The organism is Actinomadura sp. NEAU-AAG7, from assembly GCF_018603865.1.
Classification (GTDB): Bacteria; Actinomycetota; Actinomycetes; order Streptosporangiales; family Streptosporangiaceae; genus Spirillospora; species Spirillospora litoris.
Genome location: NZ_JAHFZY010000002.1, coordinates 627,058 through 652,866, shown reverse-complemented (window position 1 = coordinate 652,866; position 25,809 = coordinate 627,058). Strand labels below are relative to the sequence as shown.

Below are 25,809 nucleotides of genomic sequence, written 5' to 3'. Positions count from 1 at the left end.
GTGCGGCCGGTCGGGGGCGGTCTCCGGCAGTGCGGCGACGACCTGCCGGAGCAACTCCGGCGCGGACGGATCGCCCGTGCTCACGTAGCGCTCCGCAGCCGGTGGCCGAGACGTACCGGGACCCCGCACCGCAGTTGGTCGTGGGGCGGACGTGCGGACAGCGCGGCCTACGCCCTGCGACCGAGCCTGATCGACTCGTCGAGCTGGAAGAACCGACAGCCCTGCGCCTCAGCCAGGTTGTTCAGCCTGACCGGCAGGTCGGGGTCCTCCTCCGGAGTCCCCGCTACGGCGCGCGCCAGCAGGTCGGCCGCCTCCTCCAGGACGCGGCTGTCCCTGGTGCGGACGAAACGCTGCAGCAGTGAGGAACCGAGGTTGCTGAGTGTGGACAGGGAATGGCCCGCCCCAAGAGCCGCGCGACCGGCCGCGACCGCTTCGTTGTGCGTGCTCTCGCTCCCCGTGCGCTCGTACAGGTAGTACGGGAGCGCCGAAAGGTTGCTGAGCACAGTGGCGTAATGCTGGTCGTCCACCGGCATACCGTCGCGGGCCTCCTGCACCGCCAGTATTGCCTGCTGCAAATCGCTGAGATCACCGGTCCGCTGGTAGCGGAGACGCCGTACGTTGCCCAGCCCCGCCAGCACATGCGCCCGCGCAACTGCTTCGTCCGGGCACTACGTGAGACAGAGGGCGTACTGTTCGGCCGCCTCGTCCACCACCGCGAGATCGCCGTTCACCTCGAACAGACACACCAATACCCGGGCCAGTTCGGGCGGCTTCCGCCAATTCCGCCTCGTCACCGGCGTACTGCGCGGCGGTCCCCAAGACCGGGGATGTTCAGCACCCATGGCCTCAATGGCCCTCCGCGTCCAGCGCACCGCCTCGGCCGCCAGCACCGAATTCGCGGCGTCGCACCGGTCGAGGAAGACCGACCCTAACCGGGCCATGAGCTCAGCCGTCTCGGGATCGTCCGGCGCCATGAGTGGGACGAGCAGCAACCGGGCACTGATGAGCGCGTCCACGGCCGCGGCGCTGGGCGCCAGATCCGCCCTGACCGTGGCGATACGCTCGGCCAGGTAAAAGTAGCCCTCCGGGTGCCGCTCCGCCTCCGCTGATATCACCTTAACCGCGTCCGACATCGCCCAACCGCTCCACAAGGACGCTGAATGCGAAGGAGTAGTACTGAAAAAATTGATCGCGGAGCGGATTCTGCGCGGCAGTCGCATCCAAGGCGAACTCTATGAACCCGGCCACGACCAGCGCGGCCGGACGCCCCACCTCGGCGCCGTCCCCGGCGAACACCCGCTCCGCGAGCAGGACCCAGTCGGCGGGATCAGCGGTGGTCCGCTTCAGCGCTCGCCGAGCTCTTCGGACCGCGCCTCCGACCCGAGCCGCGCCTCGGCAGCAGCCCGTGCCCGCACTGCATCGTCCATCCGCCCCCCACTCATCAGGCATGGCGGCCGGCTGCGGAAGCCGCCGACGGTGAACTCACCGTTCGACACCAACCGTCCGGGAACGTCGGCGTTCGAGATATCACCGGAGCTTGGAGGCGCACAAGCCGGACGGCATTACCGCCCCTGATGCACCCGCCTGGATGGACCGCGCCCCCGCGCTGACGTCTGGCGGAATCACGCCGCCTCTCAACCGCAAAGCCCTGAAGCACAACAGGGCGCACACCGATAGCCGATGTACGCCCTAGTGGTTGCGGTGCGCCGTCAGGGACTTGAACCCCGAACCCGCGGATTAAGAGTCCGCTGCTCTGCCAATTGAGCTAACGGCGCCTGTCAGATGGGGGGCTCCGGCCTTGGCCGGTGTCCCTCGCGACAGGAAGAACAGTACCAGGGGCCGTGGACCTGTGCGAATCGGTTAGTCCTTGGCCGGGAGGACGCTCATCATGCCGCGCCAGAGGGCGATGGCGGTGGCGCGGGAGCTGACGCCCAGCTTGGCGTAGATCCGGTTGACGTGGTTCTTGACGGTCTTCTCGCTGAGGAAGAGCTGGCGGGCGATCTCGCCGTTGGACCGGCCGGTGGCGATGAGGTCCATCACCTCGGACTCGCGGGCCGACAGGCCGAGGGAGACGCGCGACGCGTCCCGGACACCCCGGATCAGGTCGCGGACGGTGAACACGCCGGGTACGAGGTGGCCGCAGGCGCCGCCGCGGATGGCGACCTCGACGCACTGGTCCCCCGGGGAGGCCAGGACGAAGACCCTGGAGGCTCGGCTCAGGGGCGTGGCGTGGCCGGTGCGGGCGGAGTCCGCGTCCAGCAGCACGATGTCAGGACGCAGGCGTTCAGCCAGCTCGACGGCGTCACCGGCCGTGGCGGTCTGTGCGATGACCTCAAGCTCGTCGCTGTCGTCGAGCAGAGCGACGACGTCCGCGCGAACGCGGGGGTCGCCGTCCACCACGAGGACGCGCAGTGGGGCCGTTTCGTCGACACTCATCCGTTGCCCTTGGGGTGTCGTTGGGCGTTTATAAGGACGGAGCATAACCGGCCGATCATCCTGAGTCGATGAACCGCGCCACGAAGAAGCCCGTGGCCGGGCGACCAGGGCTGGTTTCGGGTGATACGTCCTTGACCTCAGGCCGTACGGACCAAGATCCCAAAGCGTCGGATACGGCTCCATACGCGGGGGAGGCGCCGCACGTATGAAAGGCCGAGGGCACCGCCGTAGCCGATCGGTTCACCAGCCGAACCAGGGACACGACCTCACGCCCGCCTTGGCGCAGCCGTCAGCCGATGGCGTAAGCAACCACTTGCAGAGCCGCTGAGCCCGGCGGGAACCGGCTACGAGCACGCTCGCCCGCTGGCAATCCAAAGAAGAACCGAACAAGGTTCGGAGACTCACGAGATCGGTCGGCGATTCTCCAGGACGGCCGACCCCGAACCGGCCCTGCTCTGCGTCGAAGCCGAGCAGGCAAGCCGCCACCGCGACATTTCGGCCAAGGCCGTCGCATCCGAGATGCCGCACAAGCATCACGAACGTCCGCTGTCGCTCACCCACATGGAAAGATGGCCTCCCTTTCTGGGACGCGTATTCCCTCGAAGGACCTGTACCGCATTTGTCGCGCAGTTTCGGCGCCCGGCCGGTCTCGCTGCCTTCGTTCTTCTCGCCGCTCGGCTCCGAACGGGCCGTTGAGCCCATCGGCCTCATCCAGGTCGTCCGGTTGCCGACGACTGCTGGGCGGCATCGGTTCGAACATCATCCTGGGCGGTACCGGCGCGACTGCCAGGCGCCGGCCTCGGTCATAAGGATCCGGGACATGGGTCGGCGCAGCTTCACCTCATGGGTGGTGGAGCTTACCCGGGACACCGGAAAGCCCTGGTCATCATCCGCGATGACCAGGGCTGTTCGTCGGGGTGAGTGAGGGGACTTGAATCGCCGACATCTTGGACCATCGGACGCGCCTGCCTACCAAGGTTTCGGCATGTCGGACACCTGGGCACGCCCAGGATGAAGCGGCCTGGCGTCCAGGATCGTCCCACGGCTTCCGAGGCGAAGCAGGCCCCGCTCGACGGCCCGGCGTCGGAGCGGGGTCTCTCGCTCTGCGGGTGTTCGGCCAAGGGAAGGCTTGGATGCTTCGGGCTACCGGTCGCCGGCAGCGGTCTCTGCCGAAATCCTGATCAGAGGTAGCGCATCGATCATCGAGGCCGCCTTTGTGAGGTGAACAGGTCCGAGCTTGGATCGCCTGAGGCATCTCGACCGCCTGGGGCAGAGCGCCGAGCAGCGGCCCTTTTACCAGGGGATCTACCGACTCGCAGCACGCGCGGCCGGATCTGGACGGCCATCCTGCCATCGGTGTGCGATCACCGCAGGTTACGGAAGTGCGCCTCTGTGAACACCTTCCGTAATCACCCATTATGCACTCTCGGTAATCATATGAACACAAGTAATCATGGAAACGGGCTGTGACATCACGGACACTTCTCGTGTCGACCCTTGCTGGGTTCCCCACCGCCCGCTCCCCCCGGGATCCGCGCGTCCCGACTGTGTCCTGGGAACCGGCGGCGTGGAACCATCGCCGAAGGAGAGCACATGGCATCGATGAAGACCACCGCCCTGGCCCTGGCCGCGACCACCGCCGCGACCTGCCTGGTCACCGCCGGAGTCGCCCACGCCTACTCCACCGCCGCCCCCGCCACCACCACGCAGGCAGTCGCCCTGCCCCCCGGCTACCAGATCGTCACCCTGCCCAACGCCACCGTCCCCAACTTCCAGCGCCGCACGCTGCTCTGCCCCGGCACCAAGCACGTCCTGGGAGGCGGAGCCGAAGCCCAGGGCAACGGCGCCATCCTGGTCGGCTCCTTCCCCACCGGGGACGGCCGCGGCTGGATCGCTCTCGGCCGCCAGATCGGCTACAACGACGTCGGCATCAGCGTCTACGCCATCTGCGCTGACTGAGCGACCCGCCTCTTCCACCGGTCCCGGCCGCCTCGGCGGCCGGGACCGGCTCCATGAACACGACGCGCGTCGCCGAACTGGTTCTCTGAGCTTGAGGCGGTTGCGGGGGAGTGGACGCGCGGCTTCTGAGACCCTCAACATCGTTCTTCCGTTGGAACGGGGACCGGTCAGGGGTAGCCGGGGTCGCGCTGCCACTCATCCCGGCGGGCACCGGTTCTTGCGCGTGGATCTTTTTGACCGGCGGCATCCGTCAGAGGTGCTGACGGCTCGCGCGCAATGGACGCGTGCGACTTCTGCTTCACGAGGAGGAGTTGCTGTCCGGCGCTCCCTGCCTAGTGCACCCCGGCCCGACCTCGGCCAAGAGGCGACGTGCGGAGGGTTCCCGAGCCCGCCGCCGTCGATCTCGCGGAGGCGCCGCTGCAAGCGCTGTTGCTCGCCGAGCGGTGTGCGCTGCTCACCGGATCGGAGACCGACTTCGTGATGGTCGTCACCGCGGCGTTCACCGGCGCTCGATGGGGCGAGCTGCTCGGGCTGCCACCCGAAAGCGTTCGTCTGGGCCAACTCGACATCCATTGAAGCTGTACGAGCTGAACGGCAGGCGCCCCAAAGACGGCTCCATGCGAACCCTCGACCTCCCGCCGCTCCTGGACGACTTGCTGGCCCGCCAGCTCGCGTCGCCCCGGACCTGCACATGCCGCGGCACCGAAGATCCATGCTGCCGGGGCGGTCGGTGCGTCTTCCTGAGTACGGAACGCGCGCATTTCCGCCGTTCCAACTACAGCGACCGGGTATTGAGGCCCGCTGCGGACGCCTGGTATTCGAAACGCGCTCCCAAGCCCGCTATGCCGGTGCTGGCGGACGTGGGGTAGGGCAGCCCGTTCCGCCCTGGCCGCCGGCTGTGCCTGGGGAACCGTTCTCCCCGCCGACCGGTCGCGGATCACTCGGCTGGTCAGCGGAGAGGGCCGTGGACGGTGCTCGGAGTGCCGCCGGACGCAACTCCTTCGCATCGACGGCACCCTGATCAGCCACAGAACGCGCGGGGTCGAATGCCCCGGATCGAGGAAGCCGCAAGCAGAAGATGTCCCGCTCGCATGCTGGCTGCCACTCCGTCCCGGCCTGACGCCTTACGGGCTCCGGCACGGTCACCAGCCCTGGATGGACAACGCCAGCATCCCGTGCGTCCTGCAATCTGAGCGGATGGGGCACGAGGTCATCGGCATACGAGGCACCTACGCTCACCCACACCCGAGATGCGGGCCGCCCTCCTGACGGCGCTGCGACTCCTCTGGGAGGACGCACTAGCCGAGCGCGCACAGATGGCGACGTGCTCTGAAGTGGACACCCTGGACGCTTTGCTCAAGGTCGAAGCCGGGCGGCACGGCACCGGAGGGCGCACGGCCTGAACGGTGACCCCGTACAGCGGAACGCGACTCTAGACTAGATAAGCCCTGCTCATCTCCGGATGAGCAGGGCTTATCGCGTTTATAGGGCGAGAGTGCAGTGGGCCGCTCTGGCCGGTCGAAATCACTGGCTCTAGGTGCAAAAATGGTCGGATCAGAGCGCATGCGGCAAATCCGACCAAAGGGACCGAGTGTGGCAGTCGTAGTCATCCAGCCGTCAGCCGGCAATGCTGCATCCCGACGCCGGTGGGCTGACACCTTGGGGCAGGAGGTCCCGTTCACCGTCCCGGAGCGGGAGGGCCTCCTCTCTCAGGAGCAGCGTCAGGCGCTGTTGGAGCTTCATCCGTCAGGGCGGGCCCGGTTCTGGGGGGCCAGCTCGTTCCAGAACGGCAAGATGAAGGACGTGCACTTCGGTGATGTCGTGCTGTTCACAGGCCAGAAGAAGGTCTGTGGCATCGGGGAGGTCGGCGTCCTCTTCGATAATGCGGCTTTCGCTGACACTCTCTGGGCGCCAGGCGAGAAGGGGAGCTGGAACAACGTCTACAGTCTTCTGAGCTTCCAGTCCACGGAGATCCCCTATGAGGAGATCTGGGCGCTACCGGGCTTCAATGCGGGCGACAACTTCATGGGGCTTCGGATTCTGGATGGCGACAAGGCGGAAGCCGTGCTCCAGGGACTCGGGATCATCCCGTCCGTTAGTCTCCAGCAAGACCTCGTGCGGGAAAACGAGGTTGCTCAAGCGCTCGCGCAGGGCACACAGGTGGTGGACCTGGAGAACGTCCACACGACACGGACCAGTTATCAGACTGCTGGGCGGCGAGTGCTCGTTCAGCGCGCGGAAGCCTTGCTTGTCCGCGAGTACATCAACAGCCTGGAAGGCTGTGAGACCGGAAGGTTGCGGGTGCCAGTCGGCATCACGGACATCCACGTCACGGGGCCCGACGGTACAGAGATCATCGAAGCCAAGAGCGGCGCTGGCCACCAGTACGTGCGCGCTGCCTTGGGGCAGCTTCTCGACTACGTCGCCCATAGCCCTGAACCGGTCGACAGTCTCTCTGGTCTGTTCCCCGAGAAGCCGGCTGAGATCTCCATCGCTCTCCTTCACCGGTACGGGGTGGACTGCCTGTACCGCCAGGGGCCGGGAGACTTCCAGCGGCTCCCTGCACCTCTGGCGGCCCGTGAGCGCATGGCGAAGGTGTGGACGGGCGGATGAGCTGGATCAGGCCAGGATGGGTAGCTCGCGGGCGAGTTGCCTCGCCGTTGACCTGATCTCGGTGAGCTGGGCGTGGAACGCGTTGTGCTTGTTCTGGTCCAGGTTGAGGGGGAGGTCGAGCTGGCTGATGAGCTGGGTTTCCAGGAGCCAGGGCTCCGGGTGGGGCGTCCAGCACACGAAGGCGTGTTCGGCCATCCAGGCCGTGAGCTGTTGTTCGCCGAGCTTGCCGAACGTCATGCGCTTGCCGCTGCCCACGCGTCGGAGTTCGAGGCCGAGTAGGCAGCCGAGCGTGCGCCGGAGCGTGGATCCCTCCGCGTTGCCGCGGTAGTGGTAGCGGACCCGCGTGCGCAGGTTCTGCCGGCTACGCCGTGACGTCATCTTGCGCGGTGCGATTCCCACGTACAGCAACTGCTCGGCCGCAAGGACGCGAACGGCGAGACGTTGAAGTGCCAGCCGTAGACGCCCGGAGCGGCTGGGACGGGGCTGGGCTTGGTGAGGACCTCGGCGGCCGTCCAGAGCCGATCCGGGGCGGCGAGCAGGGAGGCGAAGAACGGTTCTCCAGGGGGCGTCACAACGAGATCACTCCCAACGTGCTCCCAAAATCGGACACCGAAGATCGTCGATCACGGATCCTGAGAAGAGAAAAGGCCCGGCCACCCTTGGTGACCAGGCTCTTTGCTTGGGGTGAGTGAGGGGACTTGAACCCCCGACATCTTGGACCACAACCAAGTGCTCTGCCAGCTGAGCTACACCCACCGTGGCCGGGAGCGCGTCCCGGCTTTCAGTAGTGTAGCGGGTTCTGCCGGGTGGGTCAGCCGGTGACGCCGGACGCCAGGGTGCGGGCGGTCTCGGAGTCGGGGCCGGGCTGGGGGACGAAGACGGCGGCGCGGTAGTAGCGGAGTTCCTGGATGCTCTCGGTGATGTCGGCGAGGGCGCGGTGGCCGCCCTTCTTCTCCGGGCTGGCGAAGTAGACGCGGGGGTACCAGCGGCGGGCCAGTTCCTTGATGGAGGAGACGTCCACCATGCGGTAGTGGAGGTGGCCGTCGAGGGCGGGCATGTCGCGGGCCAGGAACGAGCGGTCGGTGGCGATGGAGTTGCCGCAGAGGGGGGCCTTCTTGGCGTCCTTGACGTGGGTGCGGATGTAGGTGAGGACGGTGTCCTCGGCCTCGGTCAGGGTGACGCCGCCGGGGAGGGCCTCCAGCAGGCCGGACGTGGTGTGCATGTCCCGGACGACCTTGGTCATCTGGGTGATCGACTCCGGCGGGGGTTTGATGATGACGTCCACGCCCTCGTCGAGGATGTTGAGTTCGCTGTCGGTCACCAGCGCGGCTATCTCGATGAGCGCGTCGTGACGCAGGTCGAGTCCTGTCATTTCGCAATCAATCCAGACCAGCCGCTCGTTCATGGGTTCACCCTACGACCATGAACGACTGCGCGGGGCATCGAGCCGGGCCGATTTACGAGGTCGGAGCCGTTTCGGTACCGCGGGCGGCGATGTGCGGGGGGACGGGGACACCGGTGTGGAGCAATGGGTCGGGGGACGGGGTGCCGAAGGTCTGGCTTACGGGGACCACTCCGGCCCAGACGTCGAGCGCGTAGTCCTCCTCGTCGTCTCCGGGCGGGCCCTGGCGGGTCTTGACGGAAGCCTCGTCCAGGGAGAGGGCGAGGACGGTGGTGGCGGCCAGCTCTTTGCGGGTGGGCTGGCGGGCGACGTCCCACTGGCCGGGGGCGAGGCGGTCCACGATCGCGCGGAGGCCGGCGAGCTTCTCGTCGCCGGTGGTGAGGTGCGGGGTGCCGTAGATCACCGCGCTGCGGTAGTTGATCGAGTGGTGGAACAGGGAGCGGGCGATGACGAGGCCGTCCAGGTGGGTGACGGTGACGCAGATCTCCTGGGACGGGGCGGTCATGAGGCTGCGCGCGCCGGTGGAGCCGTGGAGGTAGAGGGTGTCGCCGGAGCGGCCGTAGCCGGTGGGCAGGACGCGGGGCGCGCCGTCCACGACGACGCCGAGGTGGCAGATCATGCCGTCGTCGAGGATCGAGTACAGGACGGAGCGGTCGCCGCTGGAGCGCTCCGGGAGGCGGCCGAGGCGGGTGCGGTCGGTTGCGGACAGTGGGGTCATGTCCGTTTACGCTAGGAGGAGAGTGGCCTGGTCGGTAGGGCCACTTGGGGCCGATAGCGGGAGACCAGTTTGTCGATAGACCTGCCGCTCGTCGTCGACCGGCACGCCGAGGAGCCGATGAACGCCCAGCTCGTGGCGCAGTTGCGGGCGGCGATGCGGGACGGACGGCTCGCCGCGGGGGAGCGGTTGCCCGGCAGCCGCGCGCTGGCGGGGCTGCTCGGCGTGAGCCGGACGGTGGTGACGGAGGCGTACGAGCAACTGCACGCGGAGGGCTGGCTGGAGGGGCGGCACGGCTCCGGGACGTATGTGACCGACGGCGTCGCCCCCGTGCCGCTGCCCAAGCCGATCGTGGACCAGGCCGTCTACCGGACGTCGGTGCCGGGGATGCTCGACCTGCGCGCGGGGGTCGCGTGGGTCGGGGCGCTGGACACGCCCGCGTGGCGGCGGGCGTGGCGGATCGCGGCGGGGATGCCGCCGCAGGAGCGGCAGGAGCCGCACGGGATGGCGGAGTTGCGGGTGGCGCTGGCCGACTACACGCGGCGCAGCCGGGGGGTGAGCTGCCCGGCCGAGGGGCTGCTGGTCACGCGGGGGGCGACCAGCGGGCTCGATCTGCTGGCGGCGACCGTGCTGCGGCCGGGCGACCGGGTCGGGATCGAGGAGCCGGGGTGGCCGCGGGCGTGGACGGTGCTGGCGGGACGCGGCGCCGTGCCGGTGCCGTGCCCGGTGGACGAGCACGGGCTGGTCGTCGACGGGCTCCCGGACGACCTGCGGCTGATCTACACGACGCCCTCGCACCAGTTCCCGCTGGGCGGGGTGCTGCCCGTCCGGCGGAGGCAGGCGCTGCTGGCGTGGGCGCGGCGCACCGGGGCGCTGGTGGTGGAGGACGACTACGACGGCGAGTTCCGCTACGACGTCGCGCCGCTGCCCGCGCTGTACGGCCTGGACCCGGACGTCGTCGTCTACCTGGGCACCACCGCGAAGATCCTCACCGCGGACATGGGGGTCGGCTGGCTGGTGGGGCGCCCGGAGCTGGTCGCGGCGATCGCCGGCCGGCGGGAGGAGCTGAACGACCGGACGGCGGTGGTGCCGCAGCACGCGCTGACGCTGCTCCTCGAACGCGGCGACCTGGACCGCTACGTCCGGCGGATGCGGGCGGAGTACGCGCGGCGGCGGGAGGCGGTCGTCGGGGCGCTGGACGGGCTGCGCCTGCGCGGCGACACCGCGGGCCTGCACCTGGTCGTGGACGTGCCGGGCCCGGTCGCGGACCGGGTCGTCGAGGAGGCGGCCGGTCACCGCATCCTGGTGGAGACGCTCGGCCGCTGCCACCGCGGCCCGGGCGACCCGTTCACCGGTCTGGTGATCGGTTACGGGTCCGCCCCGGGGCTCGCCGAGCTGCGGTGGGGGTGCGGAGTCGTCCGCGACCTCGTCTTGGAGAGCGGTTAGTTCGACATCGCGCGGGGGCGCGCGCCGGGGGCGGCCAGGTGGTCGGGCGGCGCGGCGACCGGGAGGGGGCTCGGACGGGCCGGGACGGGGGAGGGCCCCGGCGGCGTGTGGTCGGGGCCCTGCCGGGGGGCGTCGCCGAGGCGGGACGGGCGCGGCACCAGCCGGGCACCGGCCGGTTCGGGGATCGGCGCGCGCGTCGTGGGCAGCGGCGCGACCGGGGTGTTCGGGCCGGTGATGCGGCGGATGTCGATGCCGCCCGGGTCGGGACGGTCGGCGACCGGGACCTGCGAGGCGCCGAAGTGGCCGCCGCGTGCCCAGTCCTTGCGGGCGCGCAGGGAGTGGTAGGACTGCGGGGAGGGCAGCGGCGGGCCCGCGGGCCAGCGGCGCTCGACGCCCCAGGTGTCCAGCCAGCCGACGATCGCCTCGACGCCGATCATGAGGGCGGCGGTGAAGGGGACGCGGGCCTGGCCGATCACGACGACCTGGAGGCAGGCGCGGCCCTCGCGGCTGACGGGGTCGCCGAGCAGCCGGGCGGCGCGGGTGGCGGGCAGCGTCTGGATGATCTCGCCGGTGCCGGGGTGCCACACCAGGTGCGCGGGCCGGTCCTCCTTGACCATGTCGGCGGCGACCGAGCGTGCCGAGACGGTACGGGGGTCGGACTCGCTGGCGAACCAGACGACCCGGGGAGCGCCTCCTCCCAGTCTTCCCCCGTCCTGTCGCGCCGGCATACGGCCGGCTCCCGGCAGCCATGCGTCTGCCACGGTGTGTCCCCCCAATCGGGCGGTCTAGCCCCGAGTGGTCTAGTCCCTGTAGTAGCCCAGCGGGACACAAAAGTCCAGCTTGCCGCCATGGGCCGGATATGGCGGCTTACGACCTCCATGCCGGAAGAGGTCCACTCTGCTCGGGTGTCGTCGCAGATGCGTACCCCGGCCGTCCTCCGAATCCACCTTGTGGTCGGGGATTCCTGGGGAAGTTTCATGTCCTGCGGTGGGGTACAGGGTACGTAGCCCCAGGTCAGCCCTAAAACCGGGGGGATGCTGAAGGTTGCCTGCATGGCGGCCGGAAGTGGCCTGCCGCCGCGGTATCCGTACCGGTCGCGCCGCGCGTCCAGCGGTCATCGCCGCAGATCACACGGGGTTCGCACGGAGAAAAGCGACGCCGTTCACGGGCGGCGCGGCAGACGGGGACGCGCGCCCGTGGCCCGCCACGAGCGCGCGTCCTGTCCGCGACGATCCTCAGCAGTGGTAGGAGACGCCCGCGGAGCCGCCGGGGGAGAACGACACCGATCCGCTGCGGTTGCCGAGGCAGAGGCCGCCCTCGCGCCACACCCGCACGCTCGTCGACTGGCCCGCCGACAGCTGCCCGGAGCCGCCCGCCTCCACGGGGCCGTCGGTGCCGGTGACGCGCCAGGACACGGGGCCTCCGACGGCGGTGATCCGGACGGTGCACGAGTCGTCGTAGCCCATGCTGCACCCCTGCGCCGACAGCGTGCCGGGCTGCGAGGGCGGAGGCGGGTCGTCGTGGTCCTTCGGCGGCGGCGTCTTCGAGGGGGTCTTGGACGGCGTCTTGGACGGCGACTTCGACGGCGACGCGGACGGGGACTTCGACGGCGACGCCGACGACCGCGAGGGGGACGGGCTGGTCGGCGAGGGGTCCGCGCTCGTCCCGGTCGGGGAGCCGCTGCCGCTGTCGCCCGGCGCCGGGCCGGACGCGCCGGCCTGGGGGGTGGAGCCGCCGCCGTCCTCCTCGCCGCCGAACGCCGACATCGCGCCGACCAGCACCACGACCGCGGCGACCGCGGCGGCGGCGACGCCGATCAGCGGGCCGCGGCGGCGGCGCGACTCGCGGTCGCGGGCGCGCGAGGGGGCGGGCTCGTAGGGGAGCGGCCAGCCGTACTCGTCGAACGGCTCGGTCCAGGCGGCGATGGCGCGCCGGTTGTCGGCGCGGTCGGCGGCGGTCGCGGCGGTCAGCACGTCCAGCCGCAGGTCGGCGGGGATCGCCGCGATCGGCAGCACCGACAGGAGCCGGTCGGGCGGCAGCGGCGGGGTGTCGCGCGCCCCGCACACCGGGCAGCTCGCGACGTGCCGGACGAGGGACGCCGAGGTCTGCGGCGACAGCGGCCACGACTCGGTCAGCGCCGAGACGCTGGGGCAGTCCTTCCAGTGGTTCTGCGCGATGAGGGCCGCGTGCAGGGCGGCGGCGAGGTCCTCGCGGGACTTCTCCACCAGCTCCAGGGTCTCCTCCAGCGGCATCCCGAACACGCCGGACAGGTCGACCTCGTCCAGCTCGTGCCGCACCGACAGGTCGATGGCCTCGCGCTGGCGCCCGGACAGCGCGGCGAGCGCGCTGTGGGCGAGCAGGCGCCGCTCCTCGCGGCGGGCGAGCTGGTCGTCGGTGAGGTCGTCGTCGGCCTCCGGCGCCTCCTGGCCGGTGTGCCGGTTCGGGCTGTCGCGCCGCCGCATGCACTCCTTGCGCGCGATCGCGTACAGCCAGCCGCGCAGCCGGTCGGGCTCGTTGAGCCGTCCGACGTGCTCGCGGGCCGCGATGACGCAGTTGCGCAGCGCCCCGGCGGCCTCGACGCGGTCGCGCAGCAGGCCGTGGCAGTAGTCGTAGAGGAACGGCGCGTAGGTGTCGTAGACCTCGGTCAGCGCGATGACGTCGCCGTCGCGGAGTGCCTCCGCGAGCCTGATGTCGTCGGACTGACCGGGCCCTGGCTCACCGGCCACGGGATCCCTCCAGATGAGTCGGTGTCGTTGATCGTGCGCCCGGGGAGGGGGTCCCCGAGCGAGCGCCGACGCCTGACCGCCCGCACTGGTTGCCCGATCTTGCCACCAAGTTCCTGGATTTTCTCCCCTATGTGCGGATTTATGTGACCAGCACGGTACGCCCCGTGGCCGTCTGGCCTTGTAGAGCCGGGGTTTCGCCCCTGAATGTGATGTGGATCACTCTTGACTTTCGGGGTGCCGTCAGCCTTGTTCGGGGCACGTCAGAGTGATCGACGCGGCGCCGCCGGGCGAGAAGCTCACCGATCCCGTTCCGCCGCCCGGCGGGCACCCGCCGTTGAGCGTCACGGTGACGGGCCGCGAGCCTCCGGCGGGGACCCGTCCGCCGCCCGGGCTGACGCTGAGGAAGGGCGAGTGGCTCGCGACATGCCAGTTCACAGGCCCGCCGGACGCCGTCAACGTCACCGTGCAACTGCCACCGGGCCCGGCGATGGTGCACCCGCTCGCCGAGAGCATCCCCGGCCGCGACTGGGTGGGGGTCGACCGCGGCGGACGGGACGAGGGGTGCCGCGTCGGCGTCCGGGTGGGCGTCGGGGTGGTCGGCGACGGTGTCGTCGGCGTGGGCGTCGGCGTGCCGCTCTTCGTCGGCGTGGGCGAGTCCGAGGGCTCCTCGCTCTCGCTGGGCGACTCCGACGGGTCGTCCACCGATGCCGACAGGCTCCCGCCGGGGCCGGTCGCGCTCGTCGGCTTCTTGGACGAGTCGGGCATCAGGAAGAACGCCCCGGCGACGATGAGGACGACCGCCGCGGCGGCCGCGAGGGCCGGCCAGAGCGCACGCGGCGTCCGCCGGGACGGCTCCTCCGGCGGCGCCGTCTCGCCCGCCGCCATCGGCCAGCCCCGGTCGTCGAACGGCCCGGCGCGGTGCGCGATCGCGCCGAGGTCGGCGGCCAGCGCCGGGTCGGTGGCGGTCGCGAGGACGAGGCCGCGCAGGTCCGTCGGCATCATCGCGACCGGCAGCACCTGGAGCAGCCGCGGCGCCGACAGCCGCTCGCGCCGGACGTGGCAGACAGGGCAGCGGCCTATGTGCTCGGCGACCCGTGCCGCGAGCGGCGGCGGCAGCGGCCACGGGGCGTCGCCGACGAGCGCGGCGAGGTCCGGGCAGTCGCCGCGCCCGGTGCGGGCGACGAACGCGACGGCGAGCGCGTCGTCGAGGCGGGCGCGGGCCTCGGCCACCAGCGCCGTCGCCTCCTGGCCGTCCATGCCGAGGACGCCGGAGACCTCCAGCGGGTCGAGGCCGTGCCGCAGCACGAGGTCGAGGGACTCGCGCTCGCGCCCGCGCAGGCCCGCCAGCGCGCCGTGGACGAGCTGCCGCGCCTCCTGCCGCCGGGCGCGCTCCGCCTCGTCCACGAAGCCGTCCTCGACCTCCGGGGCCTCATGCCGCCCGGCCGGCCGGTCTGGATCCCGCAGCCGGCGCAGGCACTCGCCTCGGACGAGCGTATACAGCCAGGCGCGGAACCACTCCGGCTCGCGCAGGGCGGGCACGTGCGCGTACGCGGCGATGAGCGCGTCGTGCAGGGCCCCGGCGGCGAGCTCCTGGTCGCGCAGCAGCGCGTGGCAGTAGTCGTAGAGCCGCGCCGCGTAGCGGTCCATCACCTGGATGAGCGCGCCGGGATCGCCGGCGGCGAGCGCCCGCGCGAGCCTTTCGTCGTCGGCGCGGTCGAGGCTGGGCCAACCGGACACGAGGGCCTCCCGAGCTTGGGTGAAGCGATCCCCGGCGGACGGTCCACCGGGGATTCCAGCCGTTCGATGGGGGATACTCGCCCGGGGCCGGGGTCGGCCTGCACACCCGTGGCGGGCGGGGCGTCCCGCGACGGCGGGACGTCCTGCGAAAGGGGGCCTTCCGCGAGAGCGGGGGGCCTGCGGAAAGAGGATCCGCTTCCCTGTGAAGGGGATCCTTTTCCAGGGCCGGGGCACCGCCCCGGGCCGGAGCCGACCGGTCGGGACCGGTGGGCCGGAACCACTCCCCGTCACCGGCAGGGAGGGAAGAGGTCGGAGGCCCGACGGCCCCGCTCCCCGTCGGGCCTCCACCTAGAATGACGGGTTGTTCCGGCGTCCGGTTGACACCGATCGTGGGGAAAAATCGAGAACTTCGAACCGTGTCCGGAAGATCACGAAGTGATGCGCCGGGACAGCATCTTGAGGAAGATCTTGGAGATCTCCTGCGGCGTCATCGCGATCTGGACGTTACCGCCCGTGGCCGCCGCGATCTGCTCCAGCTCGGCGCGGTCCACGCCCTTCCCGAAGCCGATCATGTTGACCTGGATCGGCTTGTTCGGGTCCTGCATGCCGCGCAGCTCGGCCAGCGCCTCCTTCAGCGACGGACCGCCCGGGTCGTCGTTCCTGCCGTCGGTCATCAGCAGGATCGAGTTCCCGAACTCCGGCTTGTAGGACCTGTTCATCGCCTTGTAGGCGGCGAGCATCGTGCGGTAGAGGCCGGTGTCGCCGTCCGGCTTCGGCTTCATCTGGTTCAGCCACGACAGGACGAGGCCGCGCCGCGTGTTGGACCCGACGCGCTCGCCGAGCGGCCCGACCGGCACCGTCTCCCGGTAGGGCAGGCCGCCCCGCATGTTCGTCGAGAACAGCCACTGCCCGAGCTCGGTGTCGTTCGACATCATGCTGAGCCCGCCCTGCGACACCTGCGCGATCGCCTGGAGCCGGTTCGTGTGCGGGGCGACCTCCTCGGCCATCGACCCCGACACGTCGACCAGCGTGAGGATGCGCAGCCCCAGCGACAGCTTCGACCACGCCTGCATCACCTGCGTGACCTCGGCGGCCTGCGGCATCGGCAGCTGCCGCGGGCGGGCCGGGCTGACGCCGGTCCTCTCACCGAACGTCGCCGGCGCCTTCCCGTCCGGCGAGCGGAACCCGGCGTCGCGGACGTCGCTCTTGGTCGCCTCGGTGCTCATCGCCTCCTCCAGCGCGCGGGCCGCCTTCGCCCGGTCGCCGTCGCCGGTGGTGATCGTGAACGGGTAGTCCATCGACAGCGTGCCCTCAAGCGGGTACAGCGCGACGGCGGGCTCGGCCGGACCGCCCCTGTCGTACTTCCACAGCGCCTGCTCCGACGACAGCGAGATGGGCTGCTTGCCCGTCCGGTCCTTGCGGAAGTGCGTGAACTGCTCCTCGACGTCCGGGACGATGCTCTCCCGCACGGTCCGGACGATCCCGGTGAAGATCGACTCCTTGTTCGGGTCGTTCGCCAGCAGCGCGCTGGTGATCATCAGGGAGCCCATCCCGGCCGCGTTGCGCGTCGGGTCGGGGACGAGCAGCCGCACCGACCCGGCCGGGATCATCTGGTTCTTCGTCACCGCGCCGCCAGCGACACCGCCCGCGGCCTTCAGCAGGTTGTCCCAGGACGGGGCGGCCGTCACACCCGACCGCTTCAGCTGCGCCGCGAGCGTCCGCGGCAGCCCGACCACGATCGGGCTGGTCGCCACCGACGTCCTCGTCAGCGTGACCGCGCCCTTCTGCCCGGCCGCGCCGCCCTGCCCCTGGGCGAGGGAGGGCCACAGGGAGGAGTCGGGGATCCACACGTCCGGACGCTGGTTGGAGCCGCTCGCGACGCCCTGCCCGGACAGCAGCGTCGCCACCGAGGCGGGCTCGGCGCTCCGCACGTTCGCGCGGACGCACCGGTCGCCGACCTTCTCCTTGCCGTCGTTGAAGCGCTCCGCCGCCTTGGTCACCACCGGCGCGATGTCGGGCGCCGCCGCGACCGACAGGCTCAGCGCGTCACCGCCGCAGTCCGTGCCGCTCTCGGCGAACGCGTACACGCCGACGCCGAGCAGCAGCGCGAGCCCGATCGCTCCGGCCATCGGGCCGATCAGCGCCGCGATGCTCCGCTTGTGTCCGCGCCGCCCGTACTCGCCGCTGCCGTAGCCGCCGGATCCGCGCGGGCCGTCCGGGCGACCAGGTCCGCCGGGTCCGCCGGGTCCGCCGGGTCCGCTGCCGCCGCCGCCGAAGAAGCCGGTCGGCCTCTCGGCGGAGCTGCGGAGCACGTCGTACCCGCCGGGCGGCGGGGCGCTGCCGGGGCCGCCGCGCGGCGACGCCGCGGGTTCGGGCGGATACGGCCCCGGGCGTCCCGCCGCGGGGTCCCTCGGCTCCTCGGCGGCGGGCGCGCCGCCGGGCCCGGCGCCGTAGACGCCGTACCCTCCCGGGCCGTAGACGGGTTCCTCGGACGATCGCCGCGGCGTGAACCACGACGGGGTCTCCCCGGACCCGGGGGGAGGCCCCTGGGGCATCTGAGGGCCTTGCGGGGATTGCGAGCCTTGCGGGGGGAGCGGGCCGTGAGGCTCCGGCGGGCTCTGAGGCTCCGGCGGGAGCGGCGTCCGCCGGCTGTCCCGGGTTCCGAACCAGTCCGATGACCCGTCGTTGGCGGGACCGAAAACGGGGGAGCCGGGGTCGTTCCCGTCCTCGCCGTTCCCTTCGGGGAAGTCATCGCGATGACGTCCGCTCATGGCTGCCCTCGATTCGCCAGATACCCGCCGATGTCATGCGGCACTGTAGTAGTACGAACTGAAGGTTACAAAGAACTCAAAACCGATGATGACGCAGGTCATGAGCGTGCGGCCCGGTCACCTCGGCGCCTTCGCGGCCTCGTGACCGCCCGCGATCGGAACGGCACTCCACGGCGCGGAATACGATCACTCCCGCCAATCAAGATCAAATTAAGCCGGGTTTCCGAGGCGCCGGGCATTGCCGTTTCCCGCGCGTACGGGGCACGCCGAGGCCCCCGGCACAATTGGGGGATGGCCAGCCTGGTACCCGTCTCCGACCCCGCCGACCCGCGCCTCGCCGACTACGTCCGGCTGCGGGACGTGAACCTGCGCAAGAGCCTGGAGGCCGAGCACGGGCTGTTCGTCGCCGAGGGGGAGAAGGTGATCCGCCGCGCGGTCGGCGCCGGGCACCCCGTCCGCTCGCTGCTCATGGCGCGCCGCTGGGCCGAGCCCCTCTCCGACGTCCTGGACGGCCTGGACGCCCCCGTCTACATCGCCGACGACGCCACGATGGAGGGGCTCGTGGGCTTCCAGGTCCACCGGGGCGCGCTCGCGTCGCTGGAGCGGCTGCCGCTGCCCCCGGTCGAGGCCGTGCTGGGCGACGCGCGCCGCGTCCTCGTCCTGGAGGACCTGGTCGACCACGGCAACGTCGGCGCCATCTTCCGCTGCGCCGCCGCGCTCGGCGTGGACGCCGTCGTCCTGTCGCCGCGCTGCGCCGACCCGCTCTACCGCCGCTCCGTGAAGGTGTCCATGGGCGCGGTGTTCGCGATCCCCTACGCGCGCATGACCGGCCGGCACGACGGCCTCGCCCGGCTTCGCGGCGCGGGCTTCACGCTGCTCGCCCTCACGCCCGACGCCGCGGCCGTCCCGCTCGGCAAGGCGCCGATGACCGGACGCGTCGCGCTGATGCTCGGTTCCGAGGGCGACGGGCTGTCCTCGCACTGGATCCACGAGGCGGACGAGGCCGTCCGCATCCCGATGAGCCCGGACGCCATGTCCGCCGGGGTCGACTCGCTCAACGTCGTCGCCGCGGCGGCCATCGCCTGCCACACCCTCGTCGGCGCGGCGGACGCCCCGTAGCGCTCCCTACTTGGCGAAGGTGCCGCGCCGGGTGCGGCGGTGCAGGCCCCGCGCGCGCCGCGCCGCCTCGGCGGCCGCCGCGCTCGGCGTGCTCTTGCGCCCGAGGCGGAGCTGCGTCAGCAGCAGCGAGAACACCACCAGCAGCGCCGCCAGCCACGCGATCTGCGTGCTGGCCATCCGCTCGAACGTGAGGTCCTGCGCGACCGGCGTCTTGTTGTTGCGCAACCGGCTGACCGGCGTCGCGTCGGCGGGGTTCGGCGCGATCTGCGGGCTCGGCGCCGCGATCGGCGGCAGCGCCACCTGCGGGCTCTTGGAGTCGAAGTTCGGCGTGGGCGGGACGTAGGTCCCGTTCCCGGAACTCGACCCGGTGCCCGTGCCCGTGCCCGTGCCCGTGCCCGTGCCTGTGCCGGTCCCGGTGCTGCCGCTGCCCGTGCCGCCCGTCCCGGAGCCGCCGCTGCTGCCGCTGCCCGTGCCGTGGTCCTTGCCGGACGACCCCTTACCGCCCTTGCCCTTGTCGTCCTTGTCCTTGCCGCCCTTAGCCGGCGGCTTCGGCTTGGGCGCCTTGAACGTCACCGTGGCCGGTTCGGACTTGACGTCCTTGATGTCCTTGCCGCTTGCCGTCACGGTGAGCGTCACCTTGACGTCCTTCTTGATCTCGGAGGCCAGGCTCACCCAGGAGCTCATGGGTAGGCGATGGTTGTCGACCGTCCCCACCTTGCATCCCGCCGATGTGAACGGGCTCGGGCAGTCGCCCCCCACCTTCGTCTTCAGCTTCGCCCCGAGCTTCGAGGTCACCTCGATCTTGGTGACCTTCACGTTCTCGACGGATCCGCCTTCCGCCAGGAAGTAGACGTTCAGGTACCCCTTCACGCCGGCTTTCAGCTCATCTTTGATCGGGCTGACGTTCACCGTGAGCGTCCCGGGCTTGGCCGGTGTCTCGCCCGGGGTTCCACCCGGCGTCGACGAGGGGGGCGGAGAGGGATCCTCGTACGCGAAAGCGACCGCGGAGCCGGAGCCCGCGGCGAGCACCGCCGCCGTCCCGAGCCCTACGAAGATCGGTTTTACCGCCGATCGGGAGACCACCGCCGCCGCACCTCCGCCGCGTCGCCATTGAGCGCCTGAGCCCCGGAACTCTACCCGGGGAGTCCACACCGGAATCATGCGAACACGGAACTACCGTTCAAATCAACCCCGGTTGAGCGTTGCCGTCGATCAGATGAACTCCTCGCGCACGTCCTCGATCTCCGAACTCGGCGCCCAAGCCTGCCAGATGCCCTGGTCGACGCGGTCGAGCCCGAGCCTCTCGGCCGTCGTGGCGCGGCCACCGGCGTACTCGACCCGCAGCCAGGTTTCATGCTCCCCGACGATCACGAAGCGTTCACCGCGCCACGCGCACGTCGTCCGGACATAGCGCAGGTCCTCGATCTCCGACGCCGGGACGATCCGCCGGAACCGTCCCGGACGCAGCTCCTCGAACCCGTCGGTGGGCTCGGGCGCGTACAGGCGGACCTCGCCGTCCGCACCCGGCGCGGCCTCGAAGTCGCGGCCGAGCCAGCGCGCGACGTACCCGTCCCGGATCACTGCGCCGCCTCCGATCGCCCGTCCCAGCCGTCGGGGCCGGTCGCCGCGTCCGGCCGCAGCCAGGCGAGCCTGTCGGGGTCGTACATGGCGACGAAGCGCTCGGACCGGTCGTGGCCGAGATAGTACATCTCCGCGCCGTAGGGCAGCCGGACGCTGTCGACCTTGTACTCGCGGATCGACCCCGCGCTGCCCGGCGCGAACCCGGTGCCGAGGAACGGTGCCCGCTCGATCACCCATCCGGCCTCGCCCCACGCCGCGAGTTCCGCCTCGTCCTGACCTCCGAACGGGGTCCGGTACAGGTCCGGGCAGTACGCGGGCCACCGGATGACGTACACGCCCTCGTCGGTGGGGGAGAACGACGTGTCCTCGTACAGCAGGCCCAGCGCCTCGTACAGCTGGACGGGTGTCTGTAGCTCCGTCACGTCCCCGGTCGGGTGGACGAACCCGCCGACGCGGTCGTACCCCTGGTCCAGGTACCAGCCGACGTGACCGTGCGGGACGACCTTCTGCATGATGGTCGGCTGCATGACCCGGTCGCCCTCGAAGTAGGGCTCCGGCTGCCGCGCCACCTCCTGCGGGACGTCCTCGACGGCGACCGGCGGTGGCAACTCGCGCACCACGTCGTGCGCTGTGACCAGCGGAGACGGCTCGGGCGGCGGCAGCGGCGCCTCGGGCCGCGCCGGGACCAGCCCGACCCGCACCGCCCACTCGCTCAGCGCCCGCACCTGGTCGCCGCGCAGCGACGCGCCGATCCGCGTGCCCGGGTTGAGCAGCATCGCCCAGTCCTCGCGGGGCCACGCCGCGATCAGCTCCCGGAAGTCCGCGTACACGAACCGCGCCTCCGGCAGGACCTCGCGCAGCCGCACCAGCGAGGTGAACACCTGCACGGACGTCGCGTCCTGGAGCGCCGCGTCCCACCGGAACTCGTTCTGCACCGGAGTGACCTCCAGCGGCGCGTCCGCCGGGATGGGCACCAGCACGTTAGCGTTGAGCAGCACCCGCAGGAACGCGTCGGAGTCGCCGCCGAGCGTCGCCTCGTACAACTCCTGGTCGATGCGGTTGCCCGGCTCGAACTCGGGCTCGGCCGGCCGCGGCTCCGGGGGCGCCTCGGCGACCTCCGGCGTCACGGCCTCGGGCGCGGGGACGTCCTCCCTGGGCTGCCCGCTCAGCGCCCGCACCTGCTCGCCCGGCATGGTCGCGTCGATCGGCGTGCCCGGGTTGAGGACCAGCGTCCACGCCACGTCCGGCCACGCCGACACCATCTCCAGCAGCGTCGGCATGACGAACCGCGACGACCCGATCGCCTCGTTCATCCACTTCAGCGACGTGAACAGCTGGACGCACACCTCGCCGTGCACGGGCACCGGCCGCCACGGGAAGTCCGGGTCGTCCGGCGCGATGCCCCACGGCGTCTCCGGCTCCGCCGGGACCAGCACCTGCGCGCCCAGCAGCACCTTGAAGAACGCGTCGGTGTCCCGCCGCGCCGCCGCCTCGAACAGCCGCTGCTCGACGTCGTTCTGCGGCTCGAACCCGTCCGCCATCCGCTGGACGGCCCGCTGGTCGGCCCACCGCGCGAGCCCCGGCAACTGCTGCGCCAGGATCGTTCCGCCCGCCGGGGACCCGGAGTTGATCGCCAGCGGCCACCCCTGGTCGGGCCAGTAGCGCAGCACGACCGTGAACGGCACCTTGATGTACTCGTTCCCCGTCCCGGCCGCCCGCGCCGCCTCGATCAGCCGCTCGGGCGAGGTGAACACCGGGACCACGGTCGCCCCGTCCACCTCCCGCGTCTGCCACGGGAACCCGGCGCGTCCGGGCCGCAGCGTGTAGTCCATGTCCTCGGGCGTGGGCAGCAGCACCTCCGCCCCGGCCATCGTCTGGAGGAACAGGTCATGGTCGTTGTTCGCGGCGGCCCGCAGCAACTCCCGCTCGACCTCGTTGGCGGGCTGGAACGCCGGACGCGCCCCTTCACGCTGCAACCCCCGATGCTGGGCCTGCAACTCCTCCCACTCACCCGCGTCCCCCTGCGGGGAGACCTCGTCACTCTGCGCGGCATACGGCACCTGCCCGGGAACGGCATGCTGCCCCGGCGGCCCGACCAGGGCGCCTGGCGCCGCATGCTGCGCCTGCTCGGAGCCTTCGTCACGCGCACCCGACTGCTCCGGCGCACGCGCCTCGTCCCGCACGGCCTCCGGCTCCACCACACCGGGCGCCTCCTGCGCGGCGGACGGCCCCTGCACGGCGTACGGTCCCGGCACGGTGTGCTGTTCCGACGCGCTGTGCTGACCCTGCGCGGGGGGCGGCCCCTGCGCGAGGTGTTGCCCTTGCGTGGTCTGCTGCTCTGGCGCGCCGGGTTGCCCCTGCGCGGGGGACGGCCCTTGCGCGGGGTGCTGTTCCGGCGTGGGGGACGGCCCTTGCGCGGGGTGCTGTTCCGGCGTGGGGGGCGGCCCCTGCGCGGTGTGTTGCCCTTGCGTGGTCTGCTGCTCTGGCGCGGTGGGCTGCCCCTGTGCCGGGGACGGCCCTTGCGCGGCGTGCTGCTCCGGCGCGCTGGACGGCCGCTGCGCGGGGGACGGTCCTTGCGCGGTGTGTTGTCCCTGTGCGGTGTGCTGTTCCGGCGCGCCGGGTTGCCCCTGCGTGGGGGACGGCTCTTGCGCGGCGTGCTGCTCCGGCGCGGCGTGCTGCTCCGGCGTGGGGGGCTGCTCCGGCGTGGGGGGCTGCTCCGGCGCGGTGGGCTGTGCCCGCGTGGTGGACGGCCCTTGCGCGGTGTGTTGCCCTTGCGCGGTCTGCTGCTCTGGCGCGGGGGGCTGCTCTGGCGCGGTGGGCTGTGCCCGCGTGGTGGATGGTCCCTGCGCGAGGTGTTGTCCCTGCGCGGTGTGCTGTTCCGGCGCGCTGGACGGCCGCTGCGCGGGGGACGGCTCTTGCGCGGCGTGCTGCTCTGGCGCGGTGGGCTCTGCCTGCGCGATGGAGGGCCTCTGCGCGGTGTGTTGTCCCTGTGCGGTCCGTTGTTCCGGCGCGGTGGGCTGCCCCTGTGTGGGGGACGGGCCTTGCGTCGTGTGCTGCTCCGGCGCGCTGGTCGGCGCTTGCGTAAGGGGTGCCTGCGCGGGGGACGGCTCCTGCGCGGTGTGCTGGTCCGGGGGGTTGAGCTGTCCCTGGGGGGTGGACGGTCCTGGCGTGCTGGGGCCGTCCTGCGTGGGTGGTTGCTCCTGCGCTATCGGGGGGGCTTGCGCGGCGTGCTGCGCTGGCGCGGGGACGTTGCCGTGCGCGTCGGGCTTCTCTTGCGGAGCTGCTTCCTCCCGCGCGCCGATTCGTGCCTGCGTGGTGGGAGGCTCGACAGGCCTGGTGTGGGGAGTCGGTGGGGCGGGTCGCTCCAGGGCGACTGGTTCCGCCTGTGCGGCGTGCTCGCCCCGCGTGCTCGACTCGACCTGCGCCGCGTGCGGTGCCTGCGCGGGGTGTTGGTCCGGGGCGCCGGGCTCGCCTCCTGCGGCGTGCGGGCTCGGTGCGCCAGGCCGCTCCTGCGCGGCGTGCCGCGCCGGTGCGGGGACACCGCGGTGCGCGTCGGGCTCTGGCTGGACGGGGCGGCCCACCTGGGGTGGGCGGACGTCGCCTTCGGCCACCTGGCGGATGAACCAGGCGGGCATGCGGGCCTCGATGGGGAGGGGGGCGCCGTGCCCGGCGGGGACGTCCACCGCGAGCCACCAGCGGGAGTCCGGCCAGGCTTCCGCGAGGTCGCGGAAGCGCAGCGTCATGAAGTGCCGGTGGGTCTGGCCAAGGCAGGCGTGCATCGCCGCGGGCGAGGTGTAGACCAGCACGTGGACGCGGCCCTCCTCCTCCTGGACGGGCCAGGACGGGTGGGACGTGTTCGCCAGCAGGTCGTCGACCGCGCCCGGCGGGACGGGGACGAGAAGTTCACTGTCGGCCAGGAGGCGGAAGTAGCCCTCCTGGTCCCCGGTCCGGACGCTGTCCTGAAGTCGGCGCTCCAACTCCGACGTGGGTCGCCAGGCGTCGGCCACGGTCGGCACCCCCTGTTTCTGTCTTGCTGTCCCCGACCCGCGGCAGCGGGAAGCCGCGCGACTGCCTACGCTACATGGGTGAACAGGACCAATCGCCCGCGTCGGAGAGTTCGCTGGTCAGACGGGTGAGCGCGGCGAGCAGCCGGTCGATGTGCCCGGTCGTCGTACCGACCCCGAAGCTCGCGCGGACGGCGGATCCGTCACCCGTCGCGCCGTCGGCCGACAGCAGGTGCCGGACGAACGGGTGCGCGCAGAACTTGCCGTCGCGGACGCCGATGCCGTGCCGTTCCGACAGGGCCAGCGACACCTCGCGGGCGGCGAGGCCGTCCACGGTGAAGGAGACGATGCCGACGCGCGGGCCGCCGCCCCACAGCGTGAGTTCGCGGACGCCGGGGATCGCGGCGAGGCCGGTGCGCAGCCGGGTGAGGAGGCGCTCCTCGTGGGCGGCGAGGTCGCTCCAGTGCGGGGCGAGGGCCTCGCAGGCGGCGGCGAGGGCGATGGCGCCGAGGACGTTGGGGGTGCCCGCCTCGTGGCGCTGCTCGGCGGAGGACGCCCAGCGGACGGTGGAGGTGACCGACGCGCTGGCGCCGCCGCCCTTCAGGTAGGGCTCGGCGGCGCGCAGCCAGTCGGCGCGTCCGGCGAGGACGCCCGCGCCGAACGGCGCGTAGAGCTTGTGGCCGGAGAACGCGACGTAGTCGAGGTCGAGCGCGGTCATGTCGAGGGGGCGGTGCGGGACGAGTTGCGCCGCGTCCACGGCGATGCGGGCGCCGTGCCCGCGCGCGACGCGGGCGAGTTCGCCGATCGGCCACAGCTCGCCGGTGACGTTGGACGCGGCGGTGACCACGAGCAGCCGGGGGCCGGTGGGCGCGGCGGCGAGGGCGCGGTCGGCGAGCGCGACGGCCTCGGCGGGCGTCGCCGGGGCGGGCAGCCGGACGGGCCGCCGCCACGGCAGCAGCGACGCGTGGTGCTCGGTCTCGAACGTGACGACGGTCGTGCCGGGCGGCACGGCGTGCGCGAGGAGGTTCATCGCGTCGGTGGTGTTGCGGGTGAACACGACGGCGGCGCGGCGCCACGCGCCGAGGAACCCGCGGACCGTCTCGCGTGCGTTCTCGTACGCCTCGGTCGTCACCTGGGACGCGTGGCCCGCGCCGCGGTGGACGCTGCTGTAGTAGGGCAGCGCGCGGGTGACGGCCTCGTGCACCGCCTCCAGGCAGGGGGCGGACGCGGCGTAGTCGAGGTTGGCGTAGGGGACGCGGCGTCCGTCGTCCAGCGGGACGAGGGAGTCGGCGCCGATCAC

19 protein-coding genes and 2 tRNA genes are annotated in these 25,809 nt (G+C 71.7%); 5 read left to right on the top strand and 16 right to left on the bottom strand.

Going from position 1 to position 25,809, the window contains the following annotated elements:
- Positions 1 to 167: 167 nt before the first annotated feature.
- The 4 genes from KLI87_RS12330 to KLI87_RS12315 form a co-directional block, all read right to left on the bottom strand.
- Entirely contained in the window at positions 168 to 638 is a 471-nt protein-coding gene (locus KLI87_RS12330; RefSeq protein ID WP_214617042.1) for a hypothetical protein, read from the bottom strand.
- Between the two features lie 30 nt (positions 639 to 668).
- Positions 669 to 1,133 carry a hypothetical protein gene (locus tag KLI87_RS12325; RefSeq protein WP_214617041.1) on the bottom strand — a complete coding sequence of 155 codons (465 nt, stop codon included), beginning with the start codon at positions 1,131 to 1,133 and terminating at the stop codon, positions 669 to 671.
- Positions 1,134 to 1,702: 569 nt separating this feature from the next.
- A tRNA-Lys gene (locus tag KLI87_RS12320) sits at positions 1,703 to 1,775 on the bottom strand.
- An 85-nt stretch (positions 1,776 to 1,860) separates the two neighbouring features.
- A complete protein-coding gene (locus KLI87_RS12315) occupies positions 1,861 to 2,436 on the bottom strand; it encodes a response regulator transcription factor (protein ID WP_156217733.1) in 576 nt (191 codons plus the stop codon).
- A gap of 1,593 nt (positions 2,437 to 4,029) precedes the next feature.
- Here KLI87_RS12315 and KLI87_RS12310 point away from each other — a divergent pair.
- The 3 genes from KLI87_RS12310 (at position 4,030) to KLI87_RS12300 (ending at position 7,008) form a co-directional block, all read left to right on the top strand.
- Positions 4,030 to 4,395, top strand: coding sequence for a hypothetical protein (locus tag KLI87_RS12310; protein WP_214617040.1), 366 nt, complete (start codon positions 4,030 to 4,032; stop codon positions 4,393 to 4,395).
- A 369-nt stretch (positions 4,396 to 4,764) separates the two neighbouring features.
- Positions 4,765 to 4,971 (top strand): hypothetical protein, encoded by a 207-nt coding sequence (locus tag KLI87_RS12305; RefSeq protein ID WP_214617039.1) that lies wholly within the window; start codon positions 4,765 to 4,767, stop codon positions 4,969 to 4,971.
- Positions 4,972 to 5,988: 1,017 nt separating this feature from the next.
- Positions 5,989 to 7,008: a hypothetical protein gene (locus KLI87_RS12300; protein WP_308165981.1), complete on the top strand. Its 1,020-nt coding sequence runs from the start codon at positions 5,989 to 5,991 to the stop codon at positions 7,006 to 7,008.
- 6 nt (positions 7,009 to 7,014) lie between these two features.
- On the opposite strand, the gene KLI87_RS12295 is transcribed toward KLI87_RS12300, so the two are convergent.
- The 4 genes from KLI87_RS12295 to KLI87_RS12280 form a co-directional block, all read right to left on the bottom strand.
- On the bottom strand, positions 7,015 to 7,416 hold the full coding sequence (locus KLI87_RS12295; protein ID WP_374225440.1) for a GIY-YIG nuclease family protein: 402 nt from the start codon (positions 7,414 to 7,416) through the stop codon (positions 7,015 to 7,017).
- 272 nt (positions 7,417 to 7,688) lie between these two features.
- Positions 7,689 to 7,764, bottom strand: a tRNA-His gene (locus KLI87_RS12290).
- Between the two features lie 55 nt (positions 7,765 to 7,819).
- A complete protein-coding gene (gene orn / locus KLI87_RS12285) occupies positions 7,820 to 8,413 on the bottom strand; it encodes an oligoribonuclease (protein WP_156217734.1) in 594 nt (197 codons plus the stop codon).
- Positions 8,414 to 8,465: 52 nt separating this feature from the next.
- Positions 8,466 to 9,128, bottom strand: coding sequence for a pyridoxamine 5'-phosphate oxidase family protein (locus KLI87_RS12280; protein ID WP_214617037.1), 663 nt, complete (start codon positions 9,126 to 9,128; stop codon positions 8,466 to 8,468).
- 69 nt (positions 9,129 to 9,197) lie between these two features.
- Between KLI87_RS12280 and KLI87_RS12275 the strand changes: the two genes are divergently transcribed.
- Positions 9,198 to 10,571: a PLP-dependent aminotransferase family protein gene (locus KLI87_RS12275; RefSeq protein ID WP_246249966.1), complete on the top strand. Its 1,374-nt coding sequence runs from the start codon at positions 9,198 to 9,200 to the stop codon at positions 10,569 to 10,571.
- Here the strand turns inward: KLI87_RS12275 and KLI87_RS12270 are convergent.
- The 4 genes from KLI87_RS12270 to KLI87_RS12255 form a co-directional block, all read right to left on the bottom strand.
- Positions 10,568 to 11,299: a hypothetical protein gene (locus tag KLI87_RS12270; RefSeq protein ID WP_214617036.1), complete on the bottom strand. Its 732-nt coding sequence runs from the start codon at positions 11,297 to 11,299 to the stop codon at positions 10,568 to 10,570. The genes KLI87_RS12275 and KLI87_RS12270 overlap by 4 nt on opposite strands.
- Positions 11,300 to 11,806: 507 nt before the next feature.
- Positions 11,807 to 13,297 carry an RNA polymerase sigma factor gene (locus KLI87_RS12265; RefSeq protein ID WP_156217736.1) on the bottom strand — a complete coding sequence of 497 codons (1,491 nt, stop codon included), beginning with the start codon at positions 13,295 to 13,297 and terminating at the stop codon, positions 11,807 to 11,809.
- A 240-nt stretch (positions 13,298 to 13,537) separates the two neighbouring features.
- Positions 13,538 to 15,034 (bottom strand): sigma-70 family RNA polymerase sigma factor, encoded by a 1,497-nt coding sequence (locus KLI87_RS12260; RefSeq protein ID WP_214617035.1) that lies wholly within the window; start codon positions 15,032 to 15,034, stop codon positions 13,538 to 13,540.
- Between the two features lie 428 nt (positions 15,035 to 15,462).
- Entirely contained in the window at positions 15,463 to 17,589 is a 2,127-nt protein-coding gene (locus KLI87_RS12255; RefSeq protein WP_250903749.1) for a substrate-binding domain-containing protein, read from the bottom strand.
- A 507-nt stretch (positions 17,590 to 18,096) separates the two neighbouring features.
- On the opposite strand from KLI87_RS12255, the gene KLI87_RS12250 reads away from it, so the two are divergent.
- On the top strand, positions 18,097 to 18,924 hold the full coding sequence (locus KLI87_RS12250) for an RNA methyltransferase (protein ID WP_214617033.1): 828 nt from the start codon (positions 18,097 to 18,099) through the stop codon (positions 18,922 to 18,924).
- Positions 18,925 to 18,930: 6 nt separating this feature from the next.
- On the opposite strand, the gene KLI87_RS12245 is transcribed toward KLI87_RS12250, so the two are convergent.
- From KLI87_RS12245 to KLI87_RS12230, 4 genes are all read right to left on the bottom strand, one after another.
- Positions 18,931 to 19,794, bottom strand: a complete 864-nt coding sequence (locus tag KLI87_RS12245) for a hypothetical protein (RefSeq protein ID WP_214617032.1) — start codon at positions 19,792 to 19,794, stop codon at positions 18,931 to 18,933.
- 342 nt (positions 19,795 to 20,136) lie between these two features.
- Positions 20,137 to 20,505, bottom strand: a complete 369-nt coding sequence (locus KLI87_RS12240; RefSeq protein WP_214617031.1) for a hypothetical protein — start codon at positions 20,503 to 20,505, stop codon at positions 20,137 to 20,139.
- Positions 20,502 to 24,521, bottom strand: coding sequence for an SseB family protein (locus KLI87_RS12235; RefSeq protein ID WP_214617030.1), 4,020 nt, complete (start codon positions 24,519 to 24,521; stop codon positions 20,502 to 20,504). The genes KLI87_RS12240 and KLI87_RS12235 overlap by 4 nt, the downstream gene beginning before the upstream one ends.
- 61 nt (positions 24,522 to 24,582) lie before the next feature.
- Positions 24,583 to 25,809, bottom strand: a complete 1,227-nt coding sequence (locus KLI87_RS12230) for an aminotransferase class V-fold PLP-dependent enzyme (RefSeq protein ID WP_214617029.1) — start codon at positions 25,807 to 25,809, stop codon at positions 24,583 to 24,585.

Bases quoted from the DNA above. Each gene is read 5' to 3' on its own strand.
- KLI87_RS12250 (WP_214617033.1), top strand. From the start codon at position 18,097: ATGGCCAGCCTGGTACCCGTCTCCGACCCCGCCGACCCGCGCCTCGCC.
- orn (WP_156217734.1), bottom strand. From the start codon at position 8,413: ATGAACGAGCGGCTGGTCTGGATTGATTGCGAAATGACAGGACTCGAC.
- KLI87_RS12255 (WP_250903749.1), bottom strand. From the start codon at position 17,589: ATGCCCCAGGGGCCTCCCCCCGGGTCCGGGGAGACCCCGTCGTGGTTC.
- KLI87_RS12310 (WP_214617040.1), top strand. From the start codon at position 4,030: ATGGCATCGATGAAGACCACCGCCCTGGCCCTGGCCGCGACCACCGCC.
- KLI87_RS12270 (WP_214617036.1), bottom strand. From the start codon at position 11,299: ATGCCGGCGCGACAGGACGGGGGAAGACTGGGAGGAGGCGCTCCCCGG.
- KLI87_RS12315 (WP_156217733.1), bottom strand. From the start codon at position 2,436: ATGAGTGTCGACGAAACGGCCCCACTGCGCGTCCTCGTGGTGGACGGC.
- KLI87_RS12325 (WP_214617041.1), bottom strand. From the start codon at position 1,133: ATGTCGGACGCGGTTAAGGTGATATCAGCGGAGGCGGAGCGGCACCCG.
- KLI87_RS12280 (WP_214617037.1), bottom strand. From the start codon at position 9,128: ATGACCCCACTGTCCGCAACCGACCGCACCCGCCTCGGCCGCCTCCCG.